This window comes from Shewanella sp. DC2-4 (assembly GCF_013248875.1).
Lineage (GTDB): Bacteria > Pseudomonadota > Gammaproteobacteria > Enterobacterales > Shewanellaceae > Shewanella > Shewanella oncorhynchi.
Window position 1 is genome coordinate 3986420 of record NZ_JABRVR010000002.1, and the last position, 19476, is coordinate 4005895.

A 19476-nucleotide genomic window follows, 5' to 3' on the forward strand; every position below is an offset into this window, starting at 1 on the left:
TTCTCCAAAAACAATTTTAACGCTCGAGCATTAATGTGCCTCGTATGGCCGTCGCCCGAGGCACAAAGAGGGCGCATTTTATACACGATCACAGAGTGAAGATCAAGTGTTAGATTAATTAATCCAGCCTCGTTCTGCAAAAGAAACTATCTCTCGATCACCTACAACCATATGGTCCAACAAGGATACGTCTATGGTTGCTAACGCATTTTTTAATCGCTCAGTTATTCGTCGGTCAGCCTGACTGGGCTCGGCAATACCAGACGGATGATTATGACAAACTATAACTGCTGCGGCCTTTTTCTCCAGCACTAAGCTCACCACTTCACGTGGATACACTGAGGCTGAGTCTATTGTGCCGCGGAATAATTCGACAAATTGAATCACTCTATGCTGGCTATCCAGCAGTAAAACTGCGAACACTTCATAGGAGCGATCGGCCAATTGTCGCATTAAATAGTCCCGAGTTAAATCGGGATTTGTCAAAACCTGACCTCTTTGCAGATTTTCCTGCGCTACACGCCGCGCTAATTCGGCCGCAGCTTGAAGCTGGGCGTATTTTACAGGTCCTACGCCCGGAAGTCGACACACCTGATTTCTTGGGGCACAGAGCAGATTTCTGAGGCCGCCAAACTCGCTAATAAGCGACCTAGCAAGGTCAACCGCGTTTAATCCGGCTAAACCGTTACGCAGCAATACTGCTAGTAATTCAGCATCCGAGAGATGTGCAGCTCCTTTTTGTAACAGTTTATCTCTGGGGCCTTCGCCCTCAGGCCAATCTTTAATCCCCATGTGACCTCCCTGTCATCTCACATATTTTCACTTTACTGAGTATGGACGAGATTTTTTGAACTGGGATAGTCACTAAAATTCACCACTTTGTGATATTGTTGCCGGCATTATTTCTATCTCGGATGATGTCTGTGAGTCTGACAAATAAAAACGTCCTGCTGGGCATTGGCGGCGGTATTGCGGCCTATAAAAGTGCTGATTTAGTACGTCGCTTGAAAGAACGTGGTTTTGATGTGCGCGTGGTGATGAGCCAAAGTGCGATGGAATTTATCACGCCTCTGACGCTGCAAGCGTTGTCTGGACATCCAGTGGCATCTAGCCTGCTCGACCCCGCAGCAGAAGCAGCCATGGGCCATATAGAACTTGCTCGTTGGGCAGATCTCGTCATCATAGCCCCTGCAACCGCAAACCTATTGGCGCGGATTAATGCAGGCATGGCCGATGAGCTAATCACCACCACGTGTCTTGCCACTGAGGCGCCAATTGCCCTGTGTCCAGCAATGAATCAGCAGATGTACCGTAATCTGGCTACGCAAGCGAATTTAACTAGCCTCGCATCACGTGGTTTTACCCTTTGGGGACCCGCCAGTGGCAGTCAGGCCTGTGGTGAAGTGGGTCCTGGACGCATGCTCGAACCGCTAGAAATTGCCGAGCTAGCCAGTGATTTTTTTGCAACAAAAGAAGTCTCTGCGCAGCCTCTTGCTGGCCAGTCGGTGCTGATTACCGCCGGACCAACCCGTGAAGCAATTGATCCCGTCAGATACATTTCAAATCACAGTTCTGGAAAAATGGGCTTTGCACTAGCCAAAGCCGCGGCAGATATGGGGGCAACAGTCACCTTAGTCTCAGGCCCCGTAAATCTCAACACCCCAGAAGGCGTAACACGCATTGATGTTGAATCGGCGCAAAATATGCTCGATGCTGTTATGGATAACGTTGATAAAAAAGATATTTTTATTGGCTGCGCCGCCGTTGCAGACTACCGCATTAGCGATATTGCTACCTGTAAGATCAAAAAATCGACCGAAGAAATGCAACTTGCGCTGGTGAGGAATCCTGATATCTTAGCCACGGTTGCGAGCTTACCTAACCGTCCTTTTGTGGTGGGATTTGCCGCCGAAACCCATGATGTAGAAGCCTATGCGCGCGATAAGCTCAAACGTAAAAACTTGAACATGATCGCCGCAAACGACGTTTCTATTGCTGGCCTAGGCTTTAATGCCGATGCTAATGCCCTGCGTGTTTTCTGGCCGCACGGCAGTCAAGATTTGCCTGCTACTGACAAACTCACGTTGGCACGGCAATTACTTTCGTTGATAGTGAAAGAAAAAACAAATACATGAAAACACCGATTGAATTAAAAATTCTCGACTCCCGTATCGGCTCAGAATTTCCCTTGCCCGCTTACGCCACCGCAGGCAGTGCAGGCATGGATCTTCGCGCCATGATAGACACGGCTTTAACCATTACACCGGGTGAAACTGTGCTCATTCCCACGGGGATTGCCATTCATGTGGCCGACCCAGGACTTGCAGCGGTGATTTTACCGCGCTCAGGCCTGGGCCATAAACACGGTATCGTACTGGGGAATCTAGTCGGACTCATAGATTCAGATTACCAAGGCCCCTTAATGGTATCTTGTTGGAATCGTGGTGACAGTCCATTCACCTTAGAAATGGGCGATCGTCTCGCGCAACTGGTGTTTGTTCCTGTGGTACAAGCACAATTCAAACTCGTTGATGAGTTCGACAGCTCAGACCGTGGTGAAGGCGGATTTGGCCATTCAGGCACTAAATAATCCCCTAAGTCGTTATTGAGCCAAGGATACTGCAATGGCTGTAAGCCCAAAAATTAATCGTCGTGAACACATTCTGCAATGTCTAGCGCAGATGCTAGAAACCAACCCAGGACAAAGGATCACCACAGCGAAACTGGCCTCAGAAGTCGGTGTATCGGAAGCCGCCCTGTATCGCCACTTCCCGAGTAAAGCGCGGATGTTCGAAGGCTTAATCGAATTTATCGAAGAGTCGTTATTGTCGCGCATCAATTTAATCATGGATGACGAAAAAGACACCATGAAGCGCTGCCAGTTGGTACTGCAACTGCTGCTGATCTTTGCAGAACGTAACCCAGGAATTTCCCGCGTTCTCAACGGTGATGCTCTACTCGGTGAAAATGAACGCCTGCGAAGCCGTATTGGTAACTTATTTGCCAAAATTGAAACCCAGTTAAAGCAAATTTTACGGGAAAAAACCCTGCGAGAAGGTAAAGGCTTCAACTTAGACGAAGCCATATTAGCCAATTTACTGTTAGCCTTTGCCGAAGGCCGCATCGCCCAATTTGTACGAAGTGAATTCAAACTCAAACCGACGACACACTTCGATGAACAGTGGCGTTTTATCCAGCACCAACTTTTACAAAGCTAATGATTTTTCAACATAAAGGACGGTAACTATCGTCCTTTATGTTCGGTATTCCTTCCTTGTTTCGCTCCATCTTTTGTTTTATCCTCAAAAAACATTTTAAAAACAAAAAACACAATGATTTTACAAGGATGTCAGATGAAACTCTTCCGATTAGCCATGTTGGCGACACTTTGCTTACCAATACTTCCAATATCTACCTTTGCAGCCAATAGCTCCAACGCGAATGCGTTATCGCAAGCGCAATTATTCAGCAAAGGTGATGAGTACTCGGATGTAAAAATATCGCCTACTGGTAAATATTTAAGCGCTATCACAAGTGTCGAAGGTAAAAACGTTCTCTTAGTCTTAGATACCCAAACCAAAAAACTCCTCAATGCGATACGTTTTCCCGATAATGCTCAAGTCGGCGACTATGAATGGGCCAACAGTGAGCGACTGGTACTGGCAAAAGAATACCTAAAAGGCTGGCAAGACACACCTATCTACTACGGTGAATTGATGGCGGTAAATGCCGATGGTTCACGAAAAGCGTATTTATTCGGCTTCGAGAGTGGCGAGCAACAAACAGGTTCAAATATCAAGAAAAATACTCCTATGCGGGCGAGCGCGTTTATCCTCGATCCTCTGCCAGATGATGAACGCTACATGTTAGTTAATGCTATTCCATGGAATGATAGGATCAATCTTGACTTTGAACTATCACAAGATGTCTATCGCGTAGACTTGTTCAATGGCACACGTAAACGCATCACAGGCTCACCTATCGGCCGAGCCCGTTTTATGACAGACCATCAAGGTGAAGTCCGCTTCGTTGCCGGTGAGGACAATAAAAACATTACTAAAGTGTTCTACCGCAAAGACGGTAACTGGGTAAATACCGATAAACTAAATCTAGGTCTTGCTGATTTTAAACCACTCTCCTTTGCCGATGATAAAAATACGATTTATGCCGCCGGTCGCTCCCAAGGTGAAACCTTAGGGGTTTATAAAATTAATCTCGAAACGGGCGATAAAACTGAAATCATTCAGGATGAAAACGTTGACCCTAGCAACTTTTGGATTAACGGCACCAATAAACAACTTTACGCCGTCGAGTTTGAAAATGGTTACCCAAGTTATGCCTTTGTCGATAATGAGGATTCGCACGCTAAATTACTAAAAGATCTGCTTGGTGCTCTCCCAGGTCACCAAGTACGAATTGTTAGCGAAACCCGAGATGCAGCAAAACTCGTCGTACTTGCGTTTAACGATCGAAACCCTGGCGATTACTACATATTTGATACGAAAACACTAAAACTTGAATATCTAGCCGCCGCTAAAAAATGGCTCGACCCAGAGCAAATGGCTGATGTTAAACCCATCAGTTTCACCAGCCGTGATGGTAAACAACTCCATGGATATCTAACGCTCCCCTTTGGTAAAGAAGCTAAAAACCTACCCTTAGTCGTCAATCCACACGGTGGTCCACACGGTATCCGTGACTGGTGGGGCTTTGACCCACAAAACCAATATCTAGCAAGCCAAGGCATAGCCGTTCTACAGGTCAACTTCCGTGGCTCAGGTGGATATGGCGATCAATTTGAACGCGCAGGCTATCAAAAATGGGGCTCAGATATTCAGCACGACATTATCGACGCAACCCAGTACGTTATTGACCAAGGTTTTGCCGATAAGGAACGCATCTGTATTGTTGGCGGCAGTTTTGGTGGGTACAGCGCCTTGCAGAGCGCTGTGCTTGCGCCAGATATGTTTAAATGCGCTATTGGTATGGCAGGTGTCTATGACTTACCACTGTGGAAAGATGACAGTGATGTTGCAAACTCATCATCTGGAAGCAGCTATCAAGCAGATGTGCTAGGAAACAATTTGGAGACACTTAAAGCCATGTCGCCAAGCTATAACGTCAATAAACTCAAAGCAAACTTATTGCTAGTTCATGGTGGAGATGATGAGCGAACCCCAATAACTCAACTCGAATCCCTCGAAAAAGCCCTAAAAGCTCACAATTATCCTTACCAAAAACTGGTGATGGACAATGAAGGCCACGGTTTTTATAACGATGAGCATAGAGCGAAATACTATGAACAAATGCTCAGTTTCCTAAAAACCAATCTGAAACTTTAGAATTAACTCAAACTTGCCGACACTGATAGGCTAAACTCGATTGGCAGTGGCAGATTTAAAGCCGATATCCGATAAGGACTATCGGCTTTTTCATGTGGTCTATGCGCGTTTTTCGGTATGAATTGTCTGCAATTCGCGCTATCCTCCTCCCCCTATTCTTGCCCTAGCGAGAATAACAATAATTTGTATCTGATGCTGAACAGCCCAAGTACCACGCGATAATCAGCATAGGTTTTCTGTTATAGCCGCTACGACGTAGTGGAGGATAAGATGGCATTAAGTGAAGCAGCAGTAAAAGTACAAGCCGCGTTATTAGAACGTGGACTTGAAACCCCAATGCTCCCAAGCGTTTACAGCAGTGAAGAACGTAAAGACAAGATTGAACATCATATGAAAGAAATCCTGACATTAATGTCATTGGATCTGTCAGATGACAGCCTTGCCGATACGCCGCGCCGCATTGCTAAAATGTACGTCGATGAAATCTTCTCCGGCTTAGATTATGCGAACTTCCCTAAGATCACGGTTATCGACAATAAGATGGGCTTCGATGAAATGGTGCGAGTGCAAGACATTAGCCTCACCAGCACCTGCGAACACCATTTAGTGACGATCGATGGCACTGCCACCATAGCTTATCTGCCACGCAAAAAAATCATTGGTTTATCAAAGATTAACCGTATAGTACGTTTCTTCGCTCAACGTCCACAAGTGCAAGAGCGTTTGACTCAGCAAGTGTTAGTCGCGCTGCAAACCTTGCTCGAAACCAAAGACGTTGCCGTTAAAATGGATGCCGTGCATTACTGTGTAAAATCCCGTGGCGTGATGGACTCCACCAGTTCGACCACTACCACAGCGCTGGGCGGCATTTTCAAATCTAACCCCGCGACCCGCGCCGAGTTTTTGCACCAGTCTAAATAAATGTATTGAAACTTAACGCTATTTAAAACGTGTCGAAATCAATAGCAATCAATACAACTCAATAAAAAAACGCTGCGATTCCTTCTAAAGAATCGCAGCGTTTTTTGTTTTTATACCCACTCAATCAAACCCTTCTCAACCTAGCTAAGATCAATGCTGGCTGATTAACTAATTTCACCAAGCCAGCAATAGCCGCTTGCTCAATACAAGCTGCCAAACACTAGACTTAAATCCCGTATTGCTCGCGGTACTGGCTCACGGCGGCAAGTTGCACTTCCATCCCTGGTTTTTCAGACAAATAACTGATTAGGTCGGCGAGTTTAATAATTGCTACTATTCCGCAGCCAAAATCACGCTCAACTTCTTGGATGGCCGATAACTCGCCCTTGCCTTTCTCTTGCCTGTCTAAAGCAATCAACACACCCGCTAATTGTGCCTTATGGGCTTCGATGATTTCCATCGACTCACGAATCGCAGTACCCGCAGTGATCACGTCATCGACGAGCATCACGCGGCCTTTCAGCTCGCTACCGACTAAGCTGCCACCTTCACCGTGATCTTTTTTCTCTTTGCGATTAAAGCAGTAAGGAATGTCAATATCGTGATGCTCACACAGGGCAACGGCCGTAGTCGTAGCAATCGGAATACCTTTGTAAGCAGGGCCAAACAGCAAGTCGTAATCAATGCCAGAGTCCACTAACGCAGCGGCATAAAAACGACCTAAACGCGCTAAGTCACGGCCAGTATTGAACAAACCCGCATTGAAGAAATAAGGACTGATACGGCCCGATTTAAGGGTAAATTCGCCAAATCGCAACACCTGACGTTCTAGGGCAAATTCAATAAACTCACGTTGATAAGCTTTCACAATATCTCCTTACGACTTTGTATTTTATTGGTTTTTTATTATGAGGAATTTTTATTCGGTACAGAGCTTGCACTACACTAGCATCTTGCTGCAGATAAAAAGCTGCAGTTAATAAAAAGCCCCGCACTCTATAACATGACGGGGCTTTTTCATCACCACAATATTAGTTCAGTGCGGCTTTTTGCACATCGACAATTTCACGAATACTGTTCTTCGCCAATGCCAACAGTTCGAGTAATTCTTCGTGGCTGAATGGCTCGCCTTCGGCGGTGCCTTGAATTTCGATGATCTTGCCCGTTTCTGTCATCACCACATTCATGTCTGTTTCAGCGGCGCTGTCTTCGATATATTCTAGATCGCTTATCGCTTCACCCTTGTAAATACCGACACTGACAGCAGCGATAAGGAATTTCAGCGGGTTAGATTTAATGATGCCTTTACCACGCGCCCAGTTCAACGCATCCACTAAGGCCACACAGGCGCCAGTGATAGAGGCAGTGCGCGTGCCACCGTCAGCTTGGATCACATCACAGTCGATCACGATAGTGTTTTCGCCTAGGGCTTTCATATCCACACAGGCGCGTAGAGCACGACCGATAAGACGTTGAATTTCTTGCGTACGGCCAGATTGCTTACCGCGAGCGGCTTCACGATCCATACGGCTATGGGTCGAACGTGGCAACATGCCGTATTCAGCCGTTACCCAGCCTTGACCCTGACCTTTAAGGAAACGTGGCACACCTTCAGTAAAACTGGCGGTACAAAGCACTTTTGTTTCGCCAAATTCCACTAACACTGAACCTTCGGCATGGGCCGTAAACTGGCGAGTGATAGTGATGGGGCGCGTTTGTGCTGGCGTTCTGTTACTTGGACGCATGCGAGATTCCTGTATTCTGAGTCATTGACCGATTTTGGCTGCATATTATAAGGGCTTGAGCCTTAGGATGCCATGCTTAGGGTGATTCTCTGGCAAACTCATCACACAAACACCTAATCCCGGTCGCTATTGGCGGTATGCCTTTAATCCTAAAGCCATTGACTCTATAATCGCCTCTCATTATGACGATTAAACCATTAGGACAACCCATGATCCAAAGCATGACAGCCTACGCTCGCATCGAGCACAAAGCACAATGGGGCACTGCCTCCTGGGAAATTCGCTCAGTCAATCAACGTTATCTCGAAACTTACCTACGTTTACCCGAGCAATTCCGCAGCTTCGAACCCGTACTACGCGACCGCCTTCGTAAACGTTTAAGCCGCGGCAAAGTGGAAGTCAATTTGCGCTATGAGCTGGCAGACAACAGCAATAACGAGCTGCAATTGAATCACGCGCTAGCTAAACAGCTCTTAGGCGCCGCCACTTGGCTCAAGCAAGAAGCGGGACAAGGCGATGTCAATCTGACCGACATCCTGCGCTGGCCGGGTGTGCTAGCGAGCGGTGAACAAGATATGGATGCCATCGGCGCAGATCTGATGACAGCCTTCGACTCAGCCATAGATCAATTCATCGAAGCCCGTGGCCGTGAAGGCGAAGCCATCAAAGACATGCTGCTAAGCCGCTTAGACGGAGTCAGCGAGCAAATCGCCATCGTACGCGAGCACATGCCAACTGTGATGTTGTATCAACGCGAAAAGCTCACCAACCGCCTTGCGGAAATCAAAGGTGAACTCGACCCAGCCCGCATCGAGCAAGAAATGGTGTTACTGGCACAGAAACAAGATGTCGCCGAAGAAATGGACAGACTCGAAGCCCATGTAGCCGAAGCTCGCCGCATCCTCAAAAAAGGCGGCAGCGAAGGTCGCCGTTTAGATTTTATGATGCAGGAATTTAACCGCGAATCGAACACACTCGCCTCTAAATCCATCAGCACTGAAATCACTTCAGCCGCAGTGGAACTTAAAGTGCTAATCGAGCAAATGCGCGAGCAGATCCAAAACGTGGAATGATATTCATAACCATCCAATAAGCATCATTAACCATTGTTTTTAATCAATTTTAGCATATCAACTGTCTACTAACATCCATCTATACCCACCACTGCCCACCAACATATGGTGGGTATATTGGTGGGTATGCTACAATAATCCCGATCGTCAGTGGTGGGTATTATTGGCTTTCATAAAAGCAACCTTAAGGTCATGATGGGGAATGGATTTATGGGAAACCTGACAGTAAAAGAGATTGAGTCCAAGGCTAAAGGAGAACCTGGCCGGTATGCAGATGGAGCCGGTTTGTATTTTGTTGTCCCAAAACTTGGCGTTCCATATTGGATGCTCCGTTACACGGCGCAATCCAAACGCAAAGAAATGACCTTAGCAAAATACAGTGATATGTCTCTTGCGGATGCGCGTGCAGAAGCTGCTATCAAAATGAAACAGTTTCGCGATGGTCTCGACCCACTCATAGCGAAAAAACGTGCAGAGCAATCTCAAATCAAAACTGTTGATGAGCTTTTTGCTGATTGGCACCTAGGTAACATCAATCGACTTAAATACGCCAATATTCCAGAACGTATCTATCGCAAGGATATAGCACCGCATATAGGCAGCTTTAATATCGATACTGTTACTGCTAGAGATATCAGAGACATCCTTAAAGCTATCAAAGCGACAGGCCGCCCCGCCATCGCTAACGATGCTCTAATGTACTGCAAGCAGCTTTTTAATCACGGCATAAAGCTGGATCTGCTTGGCGCAAATCCCGCCAGTGCATTTTCTATATCAGATGCTGGTGGCCTAGAAAAAAGTAAAGACCGCGCTTTAACGCTAGAGGAAGCCACCACGTTTTTTAAAATCGCTAGGGAAAATAGTGACAGCTTTAGCCGTGACAACTACCTAGCCTGTGCACTACTGATTACATTGGGAGTACGTAAGTCTGAATTGGCTGAAGCGCCTTGGAAGGAGTTTAATCTTGATGAGAAGGTGTGGAATCTGTCCAAAGACAGAAGCAAATCAGGAGTGGGTATTGCGATTCCATTGCCTCCCATAGTGATGGAATGGCTATATGAGTTAAAAATTAGAGCATGTGGCTCAGATTATGTATTTCCAAGCAGACGCTCCAGTAAAAATCCCCATATGGGCCCTGATACGCTAAACCGAGCAATCACTAAACTATTTGGCCACGAAGCCGGTAAGAAAAAACAACCCCCAAACTTAATGGGTGATATGCCCCACTTCACTGTGCACGATCTACGTCGTACCTGCCGCACCCTGCTTGCCAAACAAGGTACGCCAGGACACGTTGCTGAACGTTGCCTCAACCACAAACTGAAGGGTGTTGAAGGGATTTATAACCAGCATGATTATTTCGATGAACGAAGGGAAGCGTTAGAAAAATTGTCGCAATATTTGAAGGATATTATCAACACTACTAAAAAGGCGAATTGATAATTATTTATATGTAGTGACTCATACAGGATCTGACAGTTTTGATGGTGTTATTAAATCTACTCGTAGAAGCTAGCACCATCAAAGTCATTTTGGACAAAAGCGTGATAGCTCCTTTGCTCTAACTTGTCAGTTTCGGATTAAAATTTCTATGGAGATAACGCCCAATTAAGGTGTGAAACCACGCTACCACACAACTCAACTTGAACACCGTAACCACTAAACTAAACCCAAACCAAAAATGCCAAGCGTGGTGAATCACTCTTAAATTGTTTGTTAACTGGCTTATATCAGTAGTCGTAGTTCAGAGAGTCAGGGTTCATCACTTTTTCGATACCTGATTCCTGCAGCCCCTTTTTCAGTGCTTGGTGTACTAGTAAAAAGCTCGGGATTTCTAGTAAATACTTACCGCCAATTTTAGTTTTAGCGCATGTAATCAGTAACTGTTCTCGTGATTGATCAAATGGAAAACTATGAGAACGGTTATAGTTCCAGTTAACACGCAGTAACTGCTCCCTTAGCTGAACTGCACGATAGATCACTGATAATAACCACCCATCAAGCTCCGTCAGTTGCTTAGTGTCATTAACAAGGGGGTAAAAACTCATTATGCCCTTGAAATAAATGCGTTTAGTGCGACCAGATAAATAATCCTTGATTTGCTTTTTACTCAAGCCACCGTACATGTATCGGCGAACCTGCATCATAGCACTGAGAAAATTTTTATCTTTGTCATTGGCAGGGATCTCTTGACCAGCTAAGGAGCTCAGCTTCAATGGTTGAATTAAATTTCGATATAAGATGTATGAAATCTGCTTTTTAACTTTTAATACAGATTTATCTTTGATAGAAACATTATCTACTGACAGGGTATAGCCTAAAAAGTCTAAGCTACTTTTAGCAGATATTTCCGAAGGTAAACCCTCTTTGGTCAGTAGTGAGATACCATCGGATTTTGCTGCATTTATTTTTACACCCGCGTCGTTTGAAAAATGATTTATCAAGCCAAATGCATTACATATTTTTGAGTACTCTGGTGTCCACACAATTGTATCGTCGGCATATCTAGAAAACTTAACGCCCTCCTTCTCTAAATCAGCGTCAAAGTTCCAACACGTTAGATTTGCCAGAAATAAACTTATAGACGTTCCTTGTGGAATACCTACTACACGGTCTTTTAAGAAAACCTTAATTATGTATCTTTCTTCTGGGCTAATGAAGAAACCATTTTGATCAAACTGCTTAACTAGATAGTCGTGCGAAATAGAACCAAAATAATCTGAGAAGTCAAACTCAGCTAGGAAAGTACGTTCATTTCTTCGTAAGTCAACTGATATGTCTTGGATAGCAAAGTGAACATTCCGGTCATTTCTATAAGCATATGAAAATGAGCTGAATCTATGCTTGTTTTTTGCTAACAAGCGATTAAAAAACAACTTAGATACTGCTGCATCAGGAATTTGATAGATAGATACTTTTCGCTCTCCACCATCTGCTTTGGGAACGATTTTAATATGAGGAGAATTCGGAGTATATGTGCGATTTTCTATCTTTTTCGCTATAGATCTGGCAATACTTTTATGCTTTTTCCGAACATAAAACGGGTTAAATTTCTTATCCAAAGACCAGTAGTCTGGTTGATGTATAATCTTTGGAGGAGCTGAGTTTCCTAGTCTTTTTTTGTTTCTCTCATGTTCCAAATGCAATCGGTTATGATACTCATGGTATCGCTGTATTAGCTTTTCCGCTTCTTCTTTAATTACGCTTGCTAGTTGCTTTTCTAAGCTCATATATTCCTCATACAAAAAAGCCCGAGCGTTAGCTCGAGCCTTTCCACGGTATAATACCCAAGTAAAAGTAAGTTACCACTTGGTTGATGAAAGTTTGACGTCCCACCCCCATCAGTGTGAATTTCACAGCTGAAGATCAATCATCGCTGACTGATAGAAGGCAACACCGTTGTTTCCATGGGAAACTCATTGCGTAATATACACTAAAAATTAATCGAATCAATAGGTAATACGCACAAAGCCAGTTAACATTTTATTAGTGCGCATGCGCGTTTACCTCGTTGGACCAGTGAAAACGCGCACGGTTAACTATCTGTATGCAAAGAACTTATCAGCTTTCTGCCAAATACACCATCTGGAAAAACGCGCATGCGTGTTTCCCAAACCTATTATCTAATTTTGCAGAAATATATGCCAATGATTTTAAAGGTTTTTGTTTGTTTTTGGCTGGGAAAACGCGCAAACAAATGAGGTTAAAAACACTCAAAAGCATCTAATTTTAAATACGACTGTATACCCATACATTGTGAGTCGCTTTACGGTAGGGCCAAACATTAGACAAATAGATGAGAATTTGTATGGCAACAGCTGAGGTTTTTTTCGATTGTTCTAACGAACCAAAACACAGAATGGGGCATTTCCGAGTTAAAGCCTTAACTCTAACTCGGAAAGGTTTTTTGTTTTAATGTATTAAGGGCTGTCAGCCCTGATTAAACCTTGGATTACAAGTGACAGATTACGTCCTGACTAAACCAATTTATCGTTAATTAGTTGATGATAACTGTCATGTTTTTGCGTTACGAAGCATAATCCTCAAGGCTTACACCTACTTTAACGTGCATCATAAAGCCTTTCAGCCGTTATCCATAAGTCCGATGGATTGCAATTCAGCGCTTGGGCTAGTTTCCACACTGAAGCTATAGATGCCTTCGCGACACCACGTTCAACGCTTGATACAAACGAACGTGCAAGTTCAGACTTATCAGCAAGCCCCTCTTGGTTATAGCCTAGCTCGACTCGACGTAACTTAACCGCCCGACCAAAAGCAATTCCCATCTTTAACACTTCATCATCATTCACTAGAGAACCCCAGGATATTGAATACTGGATAATTCTCAAGGACACATGATGGACAAACCACGCTATAAACATTACATTTAGACCTGTATAGTAGTCATTTGGTCGTTTTTACATTAAGAACACCTACCGATAGAAAGTAAATGCCTTCTTTCGGAACAAACAGTGTCTTCAAACACGTTATTTAAAAGGAGTTACACATGTCAGTCGTAAAAACCATGTCAATCATAGGAATGGTGTTTTTCCCATTATGCTTAATCCTTGCTTCTGCATTTGCAGAAATCGATCTAGAAGCTTCAGCTGGATGGGGGATATTTGCCGCCATGTATGGGATTGGGTATTCCATCACTGTTTTTGTTAAAACTAAAAATGCAGCGAATAGCGCAACTTAAACATTCAATTGTGCCCCTAGTATGGATAGGGGCCCTCAATCTACTGATTACCAATTAGCAAGTAGCACAGTCCATAGCGATGATTAGAGCTATAAATGCGAATGCCAATTTACAGCATGATAAACAATATAAATATTCCATTTAATGCCCATCATCGTTGCGGTTTATCACAAAATTAAGGTGTATTTAAGATGAACAAATTGCTTTTTGCTTTTGCACAGCTCGTAATGACTAGTGCTTGTAGTGATTCTAAACCGAATGTTGAAATTGAAGTCTATGACAGAGCGGGTTTGTATATGAAATCAATCGAAGTGAAGGTCAAGGCTATTGAAGATGATGTCATCGTAAACGACATAATTGTAAATAGAGGCAACTGTGAAAGCCTTTTCGAGAAAAAAGGTTTTCCCAAACAGCTTAAATTTGGTCAATCTATTTCTGTCTCTTATGGAGGTTCGTGTGATTTAACTCAAGTTGACGTAGAGACCAATAATGGGAGCTGGTCAGTTACCTACTGAGTTGACCTTAATCTGACACAGGAGGGGCTAACCCCTTATACCTAACTAATTAGGCGGTCACTTTAGCACCTCAGTACAGGCCATCTTGAAGAGTTAGAAAACCCCTATCCAGTAAAACACATAAAAAAGCCTCAATGAAGAGGCTTAATATTGTTGGGTAACGCCAACGGAAAGTCATCAAACTGGTGCTTTTAACTGCAGCCAGCCTTGTTCACTTAAGCGTTCCCATGCTGCAAGAATATGAGCGGGTTTCATTGCAGCCTTTCTCGCATTCCAGCTATGAACCCGCTTAACCAACTCTCCAGCAGGCAGTGTGTAGTGGCACACTGAATTTGGCCACCTAATAAGAAATGTTATGATCCACTCATAACCCATTTAGGTGACAACATGAATAAAAGTAAACGTGCACGATATAGTGCTGCAATTAAGCTCGAAACCGCTCAATTAGTCATAGATCAAGATTACACACAAGAAGCGGCGGCGAAAGCCATGAACGTGGGTAAATCAACGGTCAGTAAGTGGGTAACACAGCTTCAGGTTGAGCGCCAAGGGCTTGCTCCTAAAGCCTCACCCATGACACCTGAGCAAATTGAAATTAAGGCACTTAAACGTGAAATTGAACGGATTAATCTCGAAAAAGAAATCCTAAAAAAGGCTACCGCTCTATTGATGTCGGACTCGCTGAACAATTCTCGATAATCGAGAAACTCAATCAGAGCAACAAATACCCTATTTCAGTGTTATGCCATGTATTTAACGTGAACCGGAGTAGCTACCGTTATTGGGTGAGCCGTGAACTTGTAGCGACACCTGAACAGCGGATTTTAGAGTGTGAAATCAAAGCAATACACGCTGAAAGCAAACAGTCTGCTGGTGCAAGAAGTATCGCAACAATCGCCTCTGAACGTGGCTTTGCGTTAAGTCGTTATAGGGCGACTCGGTTAATGAAAAAGCTTGGATTAGTGAGCTGCCAACAACCCAAACACCGCTATAAGAAGGCTGAAAATGAGCATGTGACCATCCCTAATTTACTCAAGCGACAATTTGCCGTTGTCGAACCAAACACCGTTTGGTGTGGCGATGTGACGTATATTTGGGCGGGTAATCGTTGGTGTTATTTAGCAGTTGTGCTGGATTTATTTTCGAGAAAAGCCATTGGTTGGGCGATGTCATTTTCACCGGATACAGAGTTAACGGTGAAGGCCTTAGATATGGCCTTTGAATCTCGTGGGAAGCCTAAAAACCTGATATTTCATTCAGATCAAGGCTGTCATTATACCAGCCTGAAATACCGTCAGCGGCTGTGGAAATATCAAATCACCCAGAGCATGAGCCGTCGCGGTAACTGCTGGGATAATGCGCCAATGGAGCGGTTTTTCAGAAGTTTAAAAACGGAATGGCTCCCGACACAAGGCTACAAGAGTTTTAGCGAAGCTAAACAAGATGTGACCGATTACATCATTGGTTATTACTGTGAAGTCAGGCCACATCATTACAATGCAGGATTGAGCCCAAATGAATCAGAGCGACGATTTTGGGAAGATTCTAAAGCTGTGGCCAAATTTAGTTGACCATATATGGACGCCTCAGCTTTTACAACACTTTTGAATGATTGGTTCACTACCATATATTCGGCGTCTAAATAGGCTTTTTACCCGCGCCATGATGTAAATCCGAAACCTATTACCTTATCACTACATCGGCATTTAATGCCTTGGTCAAGTCAGGCTCTAATAGGTACGGTTGACCGTTTATTCATCAGTGCATATAAACTTTTACGTGATGCTTAACGTCTTACGCAAACGCTTTATTAACGTCGAAATTATCGTTACTCGTGAGGATCCGCCATCCTATACGCGCTATTTTATTGGCCAATGCGACAACGGCTTTGTGTCGACCTTGCCTTAACGCAAGTGCATTAAACCATCGCCCAAGTCTATCATCACGTTTGCTCGCAAATCGGCCAACGGCTCTGGCGCCATGGATGAGTAAAACACGTAGTTCTGAGCTGCCATTTTTCGTGATCGATCCTAGTCGAACTTTTCCACCAGAACTCGATTGCGATGGCACTAAGCCACACCATGCAGATAATTGCCGGCCATTTTTTAAATTGATGAGCCGAACCTAATTCACTCATAAAGCTTGCTGTGACTAATGGTCCAAAGCCGTGGATCGACAGCAATGCATTGTAGCGAGGTTGGATTTGACATAGCGCTTTAATGTCGCGCTCGATTTGATTAATTCTCTCATTTAAAACACATAAATCTTCATATAAAAGTTTTAACAGGTAATGAAGCGTATGAGACAGTTCATGCTCATTATTTGCTAAAATACGGCTAAGTGACGCTTGTAATTGCAACCTGCCGACAGAGAAGATCACACCAGACTCGCTCGCTAGGCTTCGAATTTGATTGACCATGGCGGTTCGATTTTTGAACGAGACGACTACGTACACAACGTAATGCTTTAATGTCTTGTTGCTCAACAGTTTTAACTGGAACCATGTGGATATTAGGTCTGAAAACCGCTTCGCATATAGCGAGGGCATCGTTGGCATCATTCTTTTGGTTTGCAACAAATGGCTTAACATGTTGAGCAGGGATCAATTGCACTTGATAACCAAGAGCTTGAAATTGTCTTCCCCAGTAATGCGCCGTACCACAGGCCTCCATAGCAATAAGACTACCTTCGGGGAATTGTCTAATTTTATCGAGCAGCTTGTTTCTGTTAACCTTTTTGTTACTCATGACAGAGTTATCCATAAGACAAACACAAACTTGAAAAACATTTTTGGCTAAATCGATACCAATAACTTTAATATCCATGATGGATACCTCCAGAACTATTTGTCAGCTTTAAGCTTGGCATAATACTGCAAGCTTAGGTGCTGAGGCGTCCATCACATCACTACAGCAGTCGTGCTTGGTTGGTCACCAGTAGTAAGAAAGTTTTTCCAATGTAAAAGAGTCTCCAATCCTATTACCGATGAAGTGGAAGATGGTGGACGAGCTATTGTTATAGACGAAGCAATCTCCGCGTTAGTGTTTGAATACGCAAAAAAACACTCTTACCTAGAAGATATTGATACGATTGATTTTTCGCTATTAAGAACCATTAAAGAATTAACGTCTCATCTTGAGGTATCGGTTAGGACCCATTGTCAGTGGGAGCGAGCCATTTTACTTGGCTTCGAGATTTGGCGAGAAATTAAAGATAAAAAGGTTGGGAAAATACATTGTGACTTAATCTCTGGAGAGATGAAAATTATCAACTAAGTGTCAATTTCACGTGCTTGCTAAGAATAATAAATGAATATGGAGATGCGCTATGGCAAAGAATTTAAGAAACGTTTTTGTAAGCCATCATCACAAGGATGATGCCAGTGTTGATGGTTTGACAAGAATTTTGGCAGGTAAAAACCTTAACATTAGAAATAGCTCAATTAGAGTCAAGCCAGAGAATCAGCAAAGATTAGACCAAAAGCGTGTGAGTGATCAGACCATAAAGCGTCTTCTAAGAATGAAGATGCGTTGGGCTAGCCAGTTAATTGTCGTTATTGGAAAGGAAACGCATACTCGTCAATGGGTTAATTGGGAAATTGAACAAGCATATAAGTTAGGTAAGCCAATAATTGGTGTGTTTGAAGCAGGCTTGCCAAACGATACCCCCATTCCGAAAAAGCTGGAAGACTATAGTTCGGCAGTTGTCCCATGGCGGGCAGACTCTATTATCAAAGCAATAGATGGCAAGAGCATTTTCAATAAACCTGATGGAAGCCCATCTCCTAAGTTAAGTGGCGGTAACGTAGTATGTTAATTAATCAGGGAGCAAGTCTGTTTGTTTATCCAATCCCAAGGGACTTGGGGTTCGCACCAAATCCATTCCATGGTTATTGTACCTTGGCGACATGTAAGCCTAAGTTGAGAAAGTCAGCTAAAGTCAATGATTGGGTCATGGGCCTTGCAGCATCGAATGCAAAAGACAAGAAATATCATTGCATATTTTTCATGAAGGTAACTGAAAAACTTACATTTCAAGAATATTGGGCTGACCCTAGATTTGAGTTAAAAAAGCCAATTCGAAACGGCAGTAAAGTCCAAGTGCTTGGTGATAATATTTATCACAAAAATTCAGAGGGTAAGTGGATACAAGAGGATTCGCATCATAGTAACTCAGATGGAACTATAAACGCGGATAACTTAATAAGGGATACCGGCAGTACACATGATGTATTGGTATCAGAATGCTTCACATATTTTGGTAGCAAAGCAATGCAACTAGATCTTAATGCTCTCGGATATCAGCCTATTAGGAACTATCGAAAATTAAGCTTAGATAACCAGAAGTATGCAAGGGATTTTATCGAAAAAACTATTGTGAAATCTGATTACCGAAATATGGTCATTGGGGATCCTATACACTTCAATTTGTTCGATAAAAGAGTCGACCAAACCTCAGGAAAATACGCATAACCATGGCCGTAGAAGAATTAAAAACAAATGGGATGACGGCACAAGTCGACCTAACACTTTTCGCTGTCACTTTGAGTGAAGAGTTTCATTTAAAAGTTAATATTTCTCTGTACGTCATTTTATTAGGGGTGGTGATTTTAATCGCATTTTTTGCTTATAAGCATTTTTGGGGAAGTGGGTTAAACTTTCGCTCTTTCGAAATAAATGAGGCTGAAATCGGTTTAGGTAATCAAAAGTTAAAACTTAAACCTAATCTAGTAGACAAGCAGATTGCTTATAAAATTTGGGTCGAGTTGAGCACCAGAAAAGTAGGGTTACCGATTGATCTTGAACATGATGTGATAACAGAAATTTATGACTCATGGTACACATTTTTTGCGGTGACACGAGAATTAATAAAAGAAGTACCAGTTGCAATGTTTAGGAGAGAAGATACCGCCAAAATAATAGGCTTATCAATTGATATACTAAATGAGGGGATAAGACCTCACTTAACAACATGGCAAGCAAAATATCGGCGATGGTACGACTCTCAATTAATAGATGATCAAAACAAAAACTTATCTCCCCAAGATATACAGGCTAAGTATTTAGAATATGAAAGATTGAAAGAGGACCTGATGAGGGTTAATGCCTCTTTGATTAAATATCGTGAAGTAATGCAAAGACTTATATCAAATGGGTAACTAAAAAATGCGGCAGAGAAACT

The 19476-nt window shown here is 43.3% G+C and carries 19 protein-coding genes and 1 pseudogene; 14 read left to right on the forward strand and 6 right to left on the reverse strand.

The window, feature by feature from the left end; genetic code table 11:
• Positions 1 to 114 precede the first annotated feature (114 nt).
• Positions 115 to 792 carry a DNA repair protein RadC gene (gene radC / locus HQQ92_RS18080; protein WP_105251175.1) on the reverse strand — a complete coding sequence of 226 codons (678 nt, stop codon included), beginning with the start codon at positions 790 to 792 and terminating at the stop codon, positions 115 to 117.
• Between the two features lie 122 nt (positions 793 to 914).
• Here radC and coaBC point away from each other — a divergent pair, with 122 nt between their 5' ends.
• The 5 genes from coaBC to folE all read left to right on the forward strand — a co-directional run bounded on the left by coaBC (position 915) and on the right by folE (position 6263).
• Positions 915 to 2135 carry a bifunctional phosphopantothenoylcysteine decarboxylase/phosphopantothenate--cysteine ligase CoaBC gene (gene coaBC / locus HQQ92_RS18085; RefSeq protein WP_173248718.1) on the forward strand — a complete coding sequence of 407 codons (1221 nt, stop codon included), beginning with the start codon at positions 915 to 917 and terminating at the stop codon, positions 2133 to 2135.
• Positions 2132 to 2590: a dUTP diphosphatase gene (dut, locus tag HQQ92_RS18090; protein WP_173247374.1), complete on the forward strand. Its 459-nt coding sequence runs from the start codon at positions 2132 to 2134 to the stop codon at positions 2588 to 2590. Before coaBC ends, dut begins: the two co-directional genes overlap by 4 nt.
• A gap of 34 nt (positions 2591 to 2624) precedes the next feature.
• Complete coding sequence (gene slmA, locus HQQ92_RS18095; RefSeq protein ID WP_113941097.1) at positions 2625 to 3218, forward strand: nucleoid occlusion factor SlmA; 594 nt, start codon at positions 2625 to 2627, stop codon at positions 3216 to 3218.
• Positions 3219 to 3353: 135 nt separating this feature from the next.
• Positions 3354 to 5342 carry a S9 family peptidase gene (locus HQQ92_RS18100; protein WP_173247378.1) on the forward strand — a complete coding sequence of 663 codons (1989 nt, stop codon included), beginning with the start codon at positions 3354 to 3356 and terminating at the stop codon, positions 5340 to 5342.
• 270 nt (positions 5343 to 5612) lie between these two features.
• Positions 5613 to 6263, forward strand: a complete 651-nt coding sequence (gene folE, locus HQQ92_RS18105; RefSeq protein WP_006079864.1) for a GTP cyclohydrolase I FolE — start codon at positions 5613 to 5615, stop codon at positions 6261 to 6263.
• A gap of 226 nt (positions 6264 to 6489) precedes the next feature.
• On the opposite strand, the gene pyrE is transcribed toward folE, so the two are convergent.
• Positions 6490 to 7131, reverse strand: coding sequence for an orotate phosphoribosyltransferase (pyrE, locus tag HQQ92_RS18110; protein WP_006079863.1), 642 nt, complete (start codon positions 7129 to 7131; stop codon positions 6490 to 6492).
• Positions 7132 to 7294: 163 nt separating this feature from the next.
• Entirely contained in the window at positions 7295 to 8008 is a 714-nt protein-coding gene (gene rph / locus HQQ92_RS18115) for a ribonuclease PH (RefSeq protein WP_006079862.1), read from the reverse strand.
• 209 nt (positions 8009 to 8217) lie between these two features.
• Here rph and HQQ92_RS18120 point away from each other — a divergent pair, with 209 nt between their 5' ends.
• Positions 8218 to 9081 (forward strand): YicC/YloC family endoribonuclease, encoded by an 864-nt coding sequence (locus HQQ92_RS18120; protein WP_173247381.1) that lies wholly within the window; start codon positions 8218 to 8220, stop codon positions 9079 to 9081.
• Between the two features lie 210 nt (positions 9082 to 9291).
• On the forward strand, positions 9292 to 10521 hold the full coding sequence (locus tag HQQ92_RS18125) for a site-specific integrase (protein WP_173247384.1): 1230 nt from the start codon (positions 9292 to 9294) through the stop codon (positions 10519 to 10521).
• Between the two features lie 290 nt (positions 10522 to 10811).
• Here HQQ92_RS18125 and HQQ92_RS18130 read toward each other — a convergent pair whose 3' ends face one another.
• Both HQQ92_RS18130 and HQQ92_RS18135 read right to left on the reverse strand, forming a co-directional pair.
• Positions 10812 to 12311, reverse strand: a complete 1500-nt coding sequence (locus HQQ92_RS18130) for a reverse transcriptase domain-containing protein (protein WP_173247387.1) — start codon at positions 12309 to 12311, stop codon at positions 10812 to 10814.
• An 831-nt stretch (positions 12312 to 13142) separates the two neighbouring features.
• A complete protein-coding gene (locus tag HQQ92_RS18135) occupies positions 13143 to 13367 on the reverse strand; it encodes a helix-turn-helix transcriptional regulator (protein WP_254306335.1) in 225 nt (74 codons plus the stop codon).
• 221 nt (positions 13368 to 13588) lie between these two features.
• Here HQQ92_RS18135 and HQQ92_RS18140 point away from each other — a divergent pair, with 221 nt between their 5' ends.
• The 3 genes from HQQ92_RS18140 to HQQ92_RS18150 all read left to right on the forward strand — a co-directional run bounded on the left by HQQ92_RS18140 (position 13589) and on the right by HQQ92_RS18150 (position 15866).
• Positions 13589 to 13780: a hypothetical protein gene (locus HQQ92_RS18140; RefSeq protein ID WP_023268022.1), complete on the forward strand. Its 192-nt coding sequence runs from the start codon at positions 13589 to 13591 to the stop codon at positions 13778 to 13780.
• Positions 13781 to 13971: 191 nt separating this feature from the next.
• Positions 13972 to 14295, forward strand: a complete 324-nt coding sequence (locus HQQ92_RS18145; RefSeq protein WP_173247395.1) for a hypothetical protein — start codon at positions 13972 to 13974, stop codon at positions 14293 to 14295.
• Positions 14296 to 14682: 387 nt separating this feature from the next.
• Positions 14683 to 15866 (forward strand): IS3 family transposase gene (locus HQQ92_RS18150; protein WP_113941724.1). Its coding sequence is split into 2 segments (ribosomal slippage): positions 14683 to 14941 and positions 14941 to 15866, totalling 1185 coding nucleotides; the frame shifts between segments, so codons are not numbered across the junction.
• Between the two features lie 223 nt (positions 15867 to 16089).
• Here HQQ92_RS18150 and HQQ92_RS18155 read toward each other — a convergent pair.
• Positions 16090 to 17120, reverse strand: a pseudogene (locus HQQ92_RS18155) (IS110 family transposase).
• Between the two features lie 78 nt (positions 17121 to 17198).
• On the opposite strand from HQQ92_RS18155, the gene HQQ92_RS18160 reads away from it, so the two are divergent.
• Genes HQQ92_RS18160 through HQQ92_RS18175 form a run of 4 tightly spaced genes read left to right on the forward strand, consistent with a single transcriptional unit; the run spans position 17199 to position 19453 of the window.
• Positions 17199 to 17570, forward strand: coding sequence for a hypothetical protein (locus HQQ92_RS18160; protein WP_309247089.1), 372 nt, complete (start codon positions 17199 to 17201; stop codon positions 17568 to 17570).
• A gap of 52 nt (positions 17571 to 17622) precedes the next feature.
• Positions 17623 to 18111, forward strand: coding sequence for a TIR domain-containing protein (locus HQQ92_RS18165; RefSeq protein ID WP_173247401.1), 489 nt, complete (start codon positions 17623 to 17625; stop codon positions 18109 to 18111).
• The gene (locus HQQ92_RS18170; protein ID WP_173247404.1) at positions 18105 to 18767 is read left to right on the forward strand and encodes a hypothetical protein; all 663 of its coding nucleotides are present in this window, start codon (positions 18105 to 18107) and stop codon (positions 18765 to 18767) included. Before HQQ92_RS18165 ends, HQQ92_RS18170 begins: the two co-directional genes overlap by 7 nt.
• Before the next feature lie 2 nt (positions 18768 to 18769).
• Entirely contained in the window at positions 18770 to 19453 is a 684-nt protein-coding gene (locus tag HQQ92_RS18175) for a hypothetical protein (protein ID WP_217272647.1), read from the forward strand.
• Positions 19454 to 19476: the final 23 nt, after the last annotated feature.